The 11944-nt window shown below is 66.7% G+C and carries 9 protein-coding genes and 1 pseudogene; 5 read left to right on the top strand and 5 right to left on the bottom strand.

Going from position 1 to position 11944, the window contains the following annotated elements:
* Positions 1-219, top strand: a pseudogene (locus WAO18_RS00810) (AAA family ATPase); the annotation flags it as partial.
* On the opposite strand, the gene dapE reads toward WAO18_RS00810, so the two are convergent.
* Positions 216-1280, bottom strand: coding sequence for a succinyl-diaminopimelate desuccinylase (gene dapE, locus WAO18_RS00805; RefSeq protein WP_422203067.1), 1065 nt, complete (start codon positions 1278-1280; stop codon positions 216-218). The pseudogene WAO18_RS00810 and the gene dapE sit on opposite strands and share 4 nt — an antisense overlap.
* A gap of 25 nt (positions 1281-1305) precedes the next feature.
* Here dapE and dapD point away from each other — a divergent pair, with 25 nt between their 5' ends.
* Positions 1306-2259, top strand: a complete 954-nt coding sequence (gene dapD / locus WAO18_RS00800; RefSeq protein WP_422203066.1) for a 2,3,4,5-tetrahydropyridine-2,6-dicarboxylate N-succinyltransferase — start codon at positions 1306-1308, stop codon at positions 2257-2259.
* Between the two features lie 3 nt (positions 2260-2262).
* Here the strand turns inward: dapD and WAO18_RS00795 are convergent, their stop codons facing one another.
* Together WAO18_RS00795 and WAO18_RS00790 are read right to left on the bottom strand one after the other, a co-directional pair.
* Positions 2263-3531, bottom strand: a complete 1269-nt coding sequence (locus WAO18_RS00795) for an MFS transporter (protein ID WP_422203071.1) — start codon at positions 3529-3531, stop codon at positions 2263-2265.
* 106 nt (positions 3532-3637) lie between these two features.
* Entirely contained in the window at positions 3638-5044 is a 1407-nt protein-coding gene (locus WAO18_RS00790; protein ID WP_422203070.1) for an acyl-CoA synthetase, read from the bottom strand.
* A gap of 107 nt (positions 5045-5151) precedes the next feature.
* Here WAO18_RS00790 and WAO18_RS00785 point away from each other — a divergent pair, with 107 nt between their 5' ends.
* Complete coding sequence (locus WAO18_RS00785) at positions 5152-5772, top strand: TetR/AcrR family transcriptional regulator (RefSeq protein WP_422203065.1); 621 nt, start codon at positions 5152-5154, stop codon at positions 5770-5772.
* Positions 5773-5784: 12 nt separating this feature from the next.
* Complete coding sequence (locus WAO18_RS00780) at positions 5785-6609, top strand: hypothetical protein (protein ID WP_422203064.1); 825 nt, start codon at positions 5785-5787, stop codon at positions 6607-6609.
* Position 6610: 1 nt separating this feature from the next.
* Here WAO18_RS00780 and WAO18_RS00775 read toward each other — a convergent pair whose 3' ends face one another.
* Positions 6611-8932, bottom strand: coding sequence for a CaiB/BaiF CoA transferase family protein (locus WAO18_RS00775; protein ID WP_422203063.1), 2322 nt, complete (start codon positions 8930-8932; stop codon positions 6611-6613).
* Between the two features lie 76 nt (positions 8933-9008).
* Positions 9009-10487: an aldehyde dehydrogenase family protein gene (locus WAO18_RS00770; RefSeq protein ID WP_422203062.1), complete on the bottom strand. Its 1479-nt coding sequence runs from the start codon at positions 10485-10487 to the stop codon at positions 9009-9011.
* Between the two features lie 270 nt (positions 10488-10757).
* On the opposite strand from WAO18_RS00770, the gene WAO18_RS00765 reads away from it, so the two are divergent.
* Positions 10758-11915 carry a cytochrome P450 gene (locus WAO18_RS00765; RefSeq protein WP_422203068.1) on the top strand — a complete coding sequence of 386 codons (1158 nt, stop codon included), beginning with the start codon at positions 10758-10760 and terminating at the stop codon, positions 11913-11915.
* The last annotated feature ends 29 nt before the right edge of the window (positions 11916-11944 follow it).

Below are 11944 nucleotides of genomic sequence, written 5' to 3'. Positions count from 1 at the left end.
CTGCAGGACGCGGCCCGGCTCGGCGACGTGCGCGCGGTACAGCGGGCCGAACGGTTGGCGGTCGAAGTGAACTGCGTGCTGGGCCGGCTGACGCTGGCACACTCCCGGGCATTGGCCGCCGGCGATGCCGCCGCGCTGGCCGACGTGGCCACTGACCTGTCCGATCGGGGGCTGCATCCCGCGGCGGCCGACGCGACGGCGCAGGCGCAGCGCACCTAGCGGCTCAGGTATCCCCGCAGCATCGTCACGGCGTCGGTGATCTGGTGAATGGGCACCAGCTCGTCGCGGGTGTGCGCGAGGTTGGGGTCGCCCGGCCCATAATTGACCGCGGCGATCCCCCGGGCGGCGAATCGCGACACGTCGGTCCAGCCGTACTTTGCCCGTACCTGCCCGCCGGCCGCGTCGACGAGGTCCTTGGCCGCGGGATTGGAAAGGCCGGGCAGCGCCCCGGCAGCCATGTCGGTCTGTTCGATCCGCACGTCTAACCCGTCGAGAACCCCGTGGACGTGGCTCAGCGCATCCTCTGGCGATCGATCGGGTGCAAAGCGGAAGTTCACCGTCACCGACGCCGCGTCCGGGATGACATTGCCGGCAACGCCGCCGTCGATGCGCACCGCCGACAACCCCTCGCGGTAGGTGCAGGCGTCGATCTCAACGCTGCGGGGCTGATAGGCCGCCAGCCGGTCCAGCACGGCACCTAGCTTGTGAATCGCGTTGTCGCCCAGCCATGATCGGGCCGAGTGAGCACGAGTTCCGTTGGCGTAAACGACAATGCGCAGAGTCCCCTGACAACCCGCTTTGATGTACCCGCCGGTTGGCTCGCCAAGGATAGCCACGTCGGCCGTCAACCAGTCCGGCAGCTCACGTTCGATGCGGCCCAAACCGTTCGCCGCTGACTCGATTTCCTCGCAGTCGTAGAACACCAGCGTCACATCGTGGGCGGGCGCGGTGACGGTGGCGGCCAGATGCAGGAAGACGGCATCACCGGACTTCATGTCGGTTGTGCCGCAACCATGTAGGGATTCGGCGTCCCGACGGCTTGGCAGATTGCCGGCCACCGGGACGGTATCGAGATGACCGGCCAACAGCACCCGGGTCGGCCGGCCAAGCGCGGTGCGCGCGAGCACCGCGTTGCCGTTGCGGATGATCTCGAAATCCGATGTCTGCGCGCGCAGCGCGGCCTCGACCTCGTCGGCGATGCGTTCTTCGTGCCGCGACTCACTGGGGATGTCGACCAGGGCTGCCGTCAGCTCAATCGGGTCACCGCGTAGGTCCAGCACGGTATCAGCGTAGTGGGTGGGTAGCGTGGGGCGCGTGACTGCAGCTTCGGGTATTGGGCTGGCAACGCTGGCCGCTAACGGATCGGTTCTCGACACTTGGTTCCCTGCACCGGAACTGATTGACTCGGGCGAGAGCGGCACGACACGGCTGTCGGTCGCCGAGGTTCCCGAGGAGCTGGCCGCGCTGGCCGGCCGCGACGACGAGCGCGACACCGAGACCGTGGTGGTGCGCACGGTGATCGGCTCACTCGACGACAAGGCCGCCGACGCCTACGACGCCTATCTGCGGCTGCACTTGCTCTCCCATCGACTGGTCGCCCCGCATGGGCTCAACGCCGACGGCATGTTCGGGGTGTTGACCAATGTGGTGTGGACCAACCACGGGCCCTGCGCGGTCGAGGGTTTCGAGACGGTGCGGGCACGGCTGCGCCGCCGAGGCCCGGTCGCGGTCTACGGCGTGGACAAGTTCCCCCGTATGGTCGACTACGTCGTGCCGACCGGCGTGCGCATCGCCGACGCCGACCGGGTGCGGCTGGGCGCACATCTGGCGTCCGGAACGACCGTGATGCACGAGGGCTTCGTCAATTTCAATGCGGGCACGCTGGGCGCCTCGATGGTCGAGGGCCGCATCTCGGCGGGTGTTGTGGTCGGCGACGGCTCCGACATCGGCGGCGGCGCCTCGATCATGGGCACGCTGTCCGGCGGTGGCACCGAGGTGATTTCGATCGGCAAGCACTGCCTGCTCGGCGCCAACGCGGGGCTGGGTATCCCGCTGGGCGACGACTGCGTCGTCGAAGCCGGCCTGTATGTCACTGCGGGAACGAAAGTCGTTCTGCCTGACGGTAATTCGGTCAAAGCGCGTGAGCTTGCCGGTAGCAGCAACCTGCTGTTCCGTCGTAACTCATTGACCGGCGCGGTCGAAGTGGTGTCCCGCGACGGCCGCGGTATCGCGCTCAACGAGGACCTGCACGCCAACTAGGCGCTACCCACCGGAGTGCAGCGTGGTGTCCCTGGTTTCGGGCAACAGATAGGTGCACACGAAACCGGCCGAGGCAAGGGTCGCGAGCATGGGCCCAAGCGCCCAGCTGCCGTAGGTGGCCTGCAGCGTGCCCGCAACCAGCGGCGGTGCGGCGCCGCCGAGGATGCCGGCCAGGTTGATCGCCAATGCTGATCCGCTGTAGCGGTAGCGGGTGGCAAACAGCTCGGGAATGAACGCTCCGGTGGGCCCGGAACCGATTCCGCCGATCGCGCACATGCCGACGATGGCCACCGCGTAGAGCACCGACTTGCCGGTGTCGATCAACGGAATCACCGCCAGCGCCCAGGGCACACACCCCGCCCAGCCCAGCAGCATCACCCGGCGACGCCCGAATCGATCCGACAGATTGGCCGACAGTGCGACGAACGCGATGCTGACCAGCCCGCCCAGCGCACCGACAGCCCAGATGAAGCCACGGGTGTAGCCCAATTCGGCGTGGGCGTACCTGGTCAGGTAGGTGTTCGACATGTAGACGAAGGACATACCGCCCAGGATGCTGCCAGCGGCAAGGGCGATCTCGCGGCGCTGGCAGCGCCACAACTCCGCGATCGGGGCTCTGGAGGCCAGGTTTCGGGCCTTCTCCGCGACGAACACCGGAGTCTCGCCGATGCGCATCCGCACATAAAGGGCGATCGCGATCAGACCGGCGCTGATCAGGAACGGAATCCGCCACCCCCACTGCATGAACGCAGGACTGTTCTCGCCGATGGTGAAGTTCACGCCCAAAAACGTCAGGCTCGACAACACCACCGCGGTTCCGCCGCCGAGCAGCGTGAACATCCCATAGTGGCCGCGCCGGCCGGCCGGGGCGTATTCGGCGCTCAGCAGCGCCGAGCCCGCCCATTCCCCGCCCACGGCAAACCCTTGCAGCAATCGCAGCGCAACCAAGATCAACGGGGCTGCCACTCCGATGGTCGCCGTGCTGGGCACGGCACCCACCGACATCGTGGAGACGGCCATGATCAGCAAAGTCGCGATCAGAGTCTTCTTTCGGCCCAGCCGATCGCCGAAGTAGCCGAACGCAACCCCGCCGATCGGCCGCGACACGAACGCGCTGGCAAATGTGCCCATCGAGGCGATCGTGCCCAGCGCCGGGCTGAGGTGCGGGAAGAAGACGGTGGGAAACACCAGCGCCGCCGCCGTGCCGTAAATCATGAAGTCGTAGAACTCGATTGCCGAGCCGACCAGGCACGCGGCGGCGACGCGTCGCATCGGTGTGGCGGCGGTGGTGTCTGCAGTCGTCACCGCCGTCGGACTGCGTCTCTGCACGATTACGACGGTAAGAGAAACCGACGCTTGTGTCACACCCGCCGCGCGGTCAGCCCTGGTTCAGAAGTTGCTTCTTGAGCACTTTGCCCATCGCGTTACGCGGCAGCTCATCCACCAGCCGGACCTCACGAGGCCGTTTATGTACCGAAAGTTGTTGCGCCACATAGTCGATCAGCTCTTGCGGATCGGCCTCGCCGACGATGAACGCGACGATGCGCTGGCCCAGGTCGTCGTCCGGCAAGCCGACCACCGCCGCCTCGGCCACGCCCGGATGGCCAAGCAGCACCGTCTCGATCTCACCGGCACCGACCCGGTAGCCACCGGACTTGATCAGGTCCACCGACTCGCGACCGACGATCCGATGCATACCGTCGCCGTCGATCACCGCGGCGTCGCCGGTGCGATACCAGCCGTCGGCATCGAAGGCCTCCGCGGTCGCGTCCGGCCGGTTCAGGTAACCCTTGAACAGCGTCGGCCCCCGAACCTGCAGGCGCCCAATGGTTTCCGCGTCGTGCGGTACCGGGCGGTCGTCGTCGTCGACCAAGCGGGTCTCGATACCGGCCAGCGGCAGACCGACCCAGCCGGGACGGCGTTCACCGTCCGCCCTGGTCGACAGCGTGATCAGCGACTCGGTGGCCCCGTACCGTTCGACGGGCGCATGGCCGGTGAACGCGACCAACTGGTCGAACACCGGCACCGGCAGACCGGCGCTGCCGGACACCAGCAGCCGCGCCGGCCGCAGCGCCTCGGCGGCCGCTTGGTCTGCCGCTACCCGCGACCACACCGTCGGCACACCGAAATACAGCGTCCCGTTGGCTGCCGCATAGGCCTCCGGCGTCGGCTTTCCGGTGTGCACGAAGCGATTTCCAACCCGCAGCGAGCCAAGCAGGCCCAACACCAGGCCGTGCACGTGGAACAGCGGCAAGCCGTGCACCAGCGTGTCGTCGGCGGTCCACTGCCAGGCCTCGGCAAGCGCGTCCAGATCCGCGGCGATCGCCTGACCGCTCAGCTGCACGCCCTTGGGTGGCCCGGTGGTGCCCGACGTGTAGATGATCAGCGCGGTGTCCTGCGGCGACGGCTCGGGTTGGCGGTGCCAGGATCGGGCGCCCATCCGCACCGGGATGTGCGGCAGCCCCTCCGGCTCGTCGGGCACCGGACCCAGCCAGGCCTGCGCGCCGGAGTCGGTGAGGATGTGGCGGCGTTCGGCCTGTCCGACGTCGGCAGGTACCGGAACCACCGGCACCCCGGCGATCAGGCAGCCGGCTATGGCCAGCGCGGTCGGCGCGGTGGGCGTGGCCAGCACCGCGATCCGGTCCGCGCCGCGGACGCGTTCGGCCACCGAGTTGGCGGCCCCGACTACGTCACTGCGGCTCAGCGTCACATCCCCGAAGCGGACCGCGTCCTCGAGATCATGGCCGCCCGCGACAACCGAGGGGTCCAGCGAGGTCAGCAGCACGTCAGCAGGGTACCCGGCGCGGACGTGGGCGCCGTCGACGGTGCGCTCCTGAATTTCATTGACGGTCGTCATTGACGGGTGCCAATGAAGTTCGCTACCGTGGCCGCATGCCGCCGACCACCGACATCGCTTCACCCGGTCTGGGTGCGCGGGAAGCCCAGCGGCTCGCGACGCGTGCGCGCGTGTTTGACGCCGCGTTGACCGAGATCGGTCGGTCCGGATTAGCGGGCGCGGACGTCGCGGCGATCGCCGCGGCGGCCGGAGTGGTGCGGGGCACGTTCTACTTCCACTTCCCCACCAAGGAACACGTGCTGGTCGAGTTGGAACGAGCCGAAGAGGCAAAGATCGTGGCCAGGCTGGACAACAATGCGACGGAGTCAGGCGAATTGACCGCGATGTTACGCCTCCTGGTGCGCCAGGTGCTCGCAGCCGAACGACGCTTGGGCCCAGTGGTTTTCAGGGACATGCTGGGATTGCACTTCTCGGCGACACGGCCCGTCGAAGACGAGCTGGCCGAGCATCCGTTGGCCCAGTTCCTGATCAACGTCTTCGCCGGCGCCCAGACGGCCGGGCGGGTGTCACGCGATGCCGATCCGGGCGAGCTCGGAGTTTTCTTTCTGACCGGCCTGTTCGCCTTGCTGGCTACCGGTGTTGGTCCATCCCGCGCCCGGGCCCAACTACTGGACAGATATGTCGCGACGATGGTTCACGGAATAGAGGCACGATGACGCGGAGGCACCATGAGTAATACAGGTATCGAGGGCTATCGCGAGTTTCTGGAACGGCGTGACGGAGACGCCGACCTGTTGCACCGCCGTCTGGGCAGCCGCGAGAAATTCTTCTCTGCACTGGAGACCGATCCGGTCCGCTCGAGTTATCCGATCGACCGGAATCTGTTCCTGCGCAATCTTCGACGCCGCCGACCCGACTCGAACCTCGATCCGAAGATCCTGTTCTTGTTGGCCACCGCCAAACTGAACCAGGCGGAGCGATTTGGGGTGGATCTGGGTGATACCTACGGCCGTATCGGCGGCGAAGACCAGCCCCCCGAACGCATCTATCTCGCCCTTGAGGAGCATTACCACACCCGACTGCTGGCCTACGTGCTGGACATGTTCGGCCTTCCATTCCAGGTGGTGGTGCCGCCAATGGTGATGCGCCAGTTCGTGAAAATGGAGGTGTTCCTGCCCGAGCGATTCGGGTTCCCGCTCGTCGGTGCCGCAGAAATGGCCGGTTGCATCATGTTTGACGAGCTGCGTCGCATCGGAGTCGAGCTGTTCGCCGACGAGCCCGACGTGGCAGCGCGGATCCATCTGCTCTACACCGAGATACTCACCGACGAGATCGGCCATGTCGGCTATTGCGCCGCGCGTTGCAGCAGTCCCGAGCGGAGGCTGATGCGTTGGCTATACCCGTATTTCGGTCGGCTGTTCGCGCGCCAGACTGTCGAAATCAGCCTGCTGACCGATCGCGACAAGTTACGCGCCCGCCTCGGCCGGCCCTTCGACGTCGACGAGCTGACCATCGGTATGTCGAACGAAACGTTTTTGGCTGCGCACCCCTGACCTAGGTGCCCATCACCCGTTCGCCGATCACCCGGTCGCGGCGCAGGGTATCGAGCTCATCGCGGGATAGTCCGAGGCCGCCCAGGATCTTGTCGTTGTGTTGACCGAGCGTTGGCGGGGCGAAGCGGTGGTGACGAAGCGGCCCGGGGATGATGCGAAACGGCCATCCGGGATAGCGGTGATGACCGCTGACCGGATGTTCGAAACCTTCGTAGAACCCGCGGTCATCCAGGCCGGGCAGCTCGTACATCTGCTCGGGCCGTGTCACCACTTCAGCAGCAATGTCATTTTGCCGAAGGGCCGCAACGATATTGACGGCGGGCCGCGTGCGCGTCCAGGCCGCGACCGCGTCGTCGAACGCGTCGTGGTCGTCGCCCGGTAGGTCGGGGAGACCCATCGCCTGCGCCAACCGCGAGCAGTCGTTGTCGTCGCGCACCGACAACGCCACCCAGGCGTCGTCGCTGTCGGTCGGGTAGACACCCTGCCGGTAGCCACGCTGCCGGTTGCCCTCGCGCGGAGCGACAACCCCGTTCATCGAATACTCGATCACCGGTTCGGCTGTGACGGCCGCGCCGACTTCGATCTGTGCGACCTCGATCAGCTGGCCTTCGCCGGTGCGACGCCGATGCTCGAGGGCGGCGAGCAGCGCCACCCCGGCGTGCACGCCGACGATGGGGTCGGCAGGACCTTGCACATTGCACGGCGGACCGTCTGGGTAGCCGGTCACCGCGGACATGCCGGAGACCTGTTCGATGTTCAGCGCCCAGCCCACGTAATCGCGCCACGGGCCGTCGAGGCCGAATCCCGGCATGCGAACGGCGATCACGTCCGGGCGCAGCGCGGCCAGCGATTCGTAGTCCAGCCCAAACTGCTCCACCACCCGCGGGGAGAAGTTTTCCACGACGACGTCGGCCTGCGCAGCGAGCCGGTGGGCGAGGTCGCGGCCGGACGGCGAGCTCAAGTCCAGCGTGATGTCACGCTTGTTCAGGTTGGTGGCCTGCCACAGCGGACTGCGCTCGTACCAGTCCTCGCCCTCGAACGGTTGGGCGCCCGAATAGCGGAACCCGTCCGGCCGTTGGATCGACTCGAGCTTGACGACGTCGGCGCCGAATGCGCCGAGGTAGCAGGTAAGGTACCCGCCCGCCCAAAACGTGCTCAAGTCAAGCACTTTCAGGCCCGCGAACGGCCGCGATGGATCCGCGACCGGATCGGCCGGCCGTCGCGGTCGATGATCGCTTTTCGATTCATCGCCCAGCCGCGGCGCCGGACGGGCCGGCGCCGCCGGCGTCTCGGACAGCCGAAACGGCGGACCGGGGCGTCTGAACGACCAGTCCTTGCCGCCGCCGTCGACGAAGAACCCGCGCTTTGCGTACTGCGGATTGTCCAGCGCGCCACGGCCGTCGGCGACCGGCGCGGCCGGGATGCGCAGCGCCTGGCTGAGTTCGACGATGTCAGTAACGGTCCGTTCGTTCAGCCACGGCTGGACCGCCGTGTAGAACTCGGCACGCTCGGGACCGCCCATCATGATCGCGAACTGCTGTTCGCCGAACTCCGACAGCCCGACCATCGCGCACACGTCAAGCCAGTGCTGGCCGGTCAGGCAGTTGATCCCGACCCAGCCGTCGGCGGCACGGACCACACCCAGCATCGGAGACTGACGCACGTTGGTGGGCAACCCCAACCTGTGCATGCGTTCGAACATCAGCATCGGGTACGGCAGCGTCGACAGCAGAGCCTCCAGCACCGAGACGTCGACCTCGGTCATCTGATCGGGCGGCGCGATACGCAACGCGGTCAGCGCGCCCAGGGCGGCATAGGCGCCCGCCACATATTCCGCGATCCGGGCGCCGGCCTGCACCGGCGGCCGGTCCGGGTCGCGTGCGCTGATCCAGCCCGAGATCGCCTGCATGGTCAGCGGCGTGGCAGCCCGATCGCGAAACGGTCCGTGCTGTCCGAAGTTTGAGATCCGCGCGACAACCAGCCGCGAATCGGCTGGCGACAGCGCCGCCAGGGTTCTCGGTGCTGACCCGTCGATCAGCACGTCGGCGTCGGCGATCAGCCGGCGAGCGGCCGCGGCGTCGCTTTCGCCAGTGATGTCGAGAACCGTGCCGCGTTTTCCGGCGTTGAGATATTCGAACAGCCCGGCCTTGTTCGGGTCTGGCCGGCGACCGGGAAAAGGCCCCCACTGCCGCAGTGGATCCCCGTCTGGTGCTTCGATTTTCGTGACATCGGCGCCGAGGTCGACAAGTAGCTTGCCGCAGTACGGACCCGAGATCTCGTCGGCGATCTCGACCACCCGGAGCCCATCGAGCGCCCCCATCATTGGCGCCACTCTCCCCCGCACCGGGAGATACCCCCACAACCCCGGCTAACGCCGGCATCTTCGTCGTGGACGCGCGTCACGCCGGCAGTCCCATGGCCTTTGGCTCCATGTACTGCCGAATTCCGACGATCCCGCCGCTTTCCCGGCCGATCCCACTCTGCTTGAACCCACCGAATGGCGCACCGCCCGGACCGAATCCGTTGACCGCGATCTGGCCGGTGCGAACCCGGCGGGCAACAGCGAGCGCCCGGTCGACGTCGGTTCCCCATACCGCGCCAGACAATCCGTACTGCGAGTTGTTCGCGATCCGGACGGCGTCGTCGTCGCTGCTGTAGCGCAGCACCGACAGCACCGGCCCGAACACCTCTTCCTGCGCGATGGTCGCGTCCGGTGTCACATCGGTGAGGATCGTCGGCTCGAAGTAGTAGCCACCATCCAAGCCGGCCGGCCGGCCGCCGCCGGTGGCCAGTTTGGCGCCATCGTCGAGCGCCCGATTCACGTGTGCCTGAACGCGTTCGTACTGTGCCGCACTGATCAACGGACCCATCTGCACATCCGGATCGGTCGGGTCACCCACTTTCACCGACCGGGCCAACGCGACCAGTCGATCGACGACCTCGTCGTGAATGGTGTCGGGAAGCAGCATCCGGCTGTGCAGAATGCAGGCCTGCCCGGCGTGGAACGAACAGGACTCGAACAACATCCGTTGCAGCAGTTCGTCATTCAACGCGACATCGTCGAGCACGATGCTGGCCGACTTGCCCCCGCATTCCAGCAGCAACCGCTTCATCGACCCGCCCGCGGCGGCCATCACCTCGCGACCGACTACCGAGCTGCCGGTGAAGCTGACCATGTCAATTCGCGGGTCGACGGTCAACAACTTACTGGCTTCGATGTCGGTCGGCGTCACCACGTTGACCACACCGGGCGGAATATCGGTGTGCTCGTCGATGATTCGGGCCAAAGCCAGGCCGGCCAGCGGCGCCAGCGGCGATGGCTTGAGCACAACCGTGTTGCCGGCGGCCAGCGCCGCGCAGACTTTCATCACGTTGAGCGTGTGCGGGAAGTTCCATGGCGTCAGGATCGACACGACGCCGAGCGGCTCGTAGCGCAGCAGTGTCTTACCCGCGGCGCCGTATGCGTCGATCGGCTCCTCGACCGGGACGGTGGCGAGTTCGGCAGCGTTCAGCGCGGCGAACGCCGGCCCCTCGACATGGATCACCCGCTCGTTGGCCGTGCAGCCCCATTCCTGCTGCGCCAACGCGAAGAAATCGTCGGCACGCGCCAGCAGCGCCTCGCCGAGCTGGTTGAGATACCCGGCCCGTTGCTCGGGTCCGGCCTCGGTCCACGGCCCCGAGTCGAATGCGTTCCTGGCCGCCGCGATCGCGCTTTCGACCTGGGCATGACTGGGGTCGGGCGCCGACGCGATCACCTTCTCGGTGGCCGGACTGACGTCGTCGTAGCGGCCCCCGGCCCCAGCAGGTCTGTCTGGATCGACCCACCGGCCATCGATGTAGACCGCGTAGGTGTCGATCAGCGAGCGTGGGTCAGCCATGTTGATTCCTTCAAAGATCCGGGGCATTTGGACGGTCCGGTGGCTCAACGTTTGGTCTACACCTGTCGGGACACTGTCGTCAATGCTCAAGATTCTCGGGCCGCCTTTCGGTGCTGCTAGTTCAGTTCAACGGCAAGCATATTGACATCATTGGTGCTGCCAGAGTAAACAGAGTGCACCGGACAGATCATATGTAAATGTACGATCGCGGGTGTCGAGGAGGTCTGGGTGCACACGGAATCCCGCGCGGCGTACACCTCGACCGTTCCACTGCATTCGCCGGACTTCTACGCCGGCAACCCCTTTCCCGCGTACCGCGAGCTGCGCGCGACGGCGCCGGTGTGCTGGAACGACGTCACCAATTTCTGGGCGCTGCTGAAATACGAGGACATCCGGTTTGTCTCCAGCAGCCCGGCCACGTTCACCTCGACCCAGGGCGTCACCATCCCGGACCCGGCGATGCCGAGCCCGGTGCAGCCCGGCAGCCTGATCTTCACCGACCCGCCACGGCACCGTCAGATGCGCAAGCTGATCAACTCCGGGTTCACCCGTCGCCGCGTCTCGGTGCTCGAGCCGAAAATCCGCGAGATCGTCCGCGGCATCCTCGACGGTCTGGAACAGGATTCGGTACATGAGTTCGCCGAGAAGATCGCGGCTCCGCTGCCCACCCGGCTGATCGCCGAGTTGATCGGCGCGCCGCCCGACGACTGGGAGCAGTTCCGGACCTGGTCGGACGCGGCTACCGGCACCGCTGACCCGGAGATCGAACTCGACCCGCTGGTGGCCGCCGGCCAGCTGTTCGAGTATTTCCAGAAGCTGATCGGGGCGCGGCGAATCGAGCCGCGCGATGACCTGCTCTCGGTGCTGGCCGGTGCCGAGATCGACGGCGACCGGCTCACCGACGAAGACCTGCTCAACTTCGCCTTTCTGTTGCTGGTGGCCGGCAACGAGACCACCCGCAATCTGATCGCGCTCGGCACGCTGGCGTTGATCACCCATCCCGACCAGTACCGCCTGCTCGTCGACGATGCTGCGCTGATTCCCGGCGCCGTCGAGGAGATGTTGCGGTGGAATAGTCCGGTGGTCCACATGGCCCGCACGGCAACCACCGACGTCGAGATCCGCGGTCAGCGCATCGCCGAAGGCGAGGTGGTGGTGATGCTGTACGGATCGGCCAACCGTGACGAAGACGTGTTCGGCGCCGACTCCGAAGAGTTCAAGGTCACCCGACACCCCAACCCGCACATCGCGTTCGGATGCGGTGAACACTCCTGTATCGGCGCGCAATTGGCGCGCCTGGAGGCCACCGTGATGTTCGAGGAACTACTGCGCCGCTTCCCCCGGCTCGAGCTTGTCGGCGAGGTCGACCGGATGCGGGCCACCATGGTGCCCGGGGTCAAGCGGATGCCGGTACGGCTGGGGGCCTGACCGGTGCGACTGGACTACACCCCGGAGCA

Source organism: Mycobacterium sp., assembly GCF_049278535.1.
Taxonomy (GTDB): Bacteria; Actinomycetota; Actinomycetes; order Mycobacteriales; family Mycobacteriaceae; genus Mycobacterium.
The sequence above is the reverse complement of the archived record's forward strand: the minus strand, read 5'-3'. Positions and strand labels throughout refer to the sequence as shown.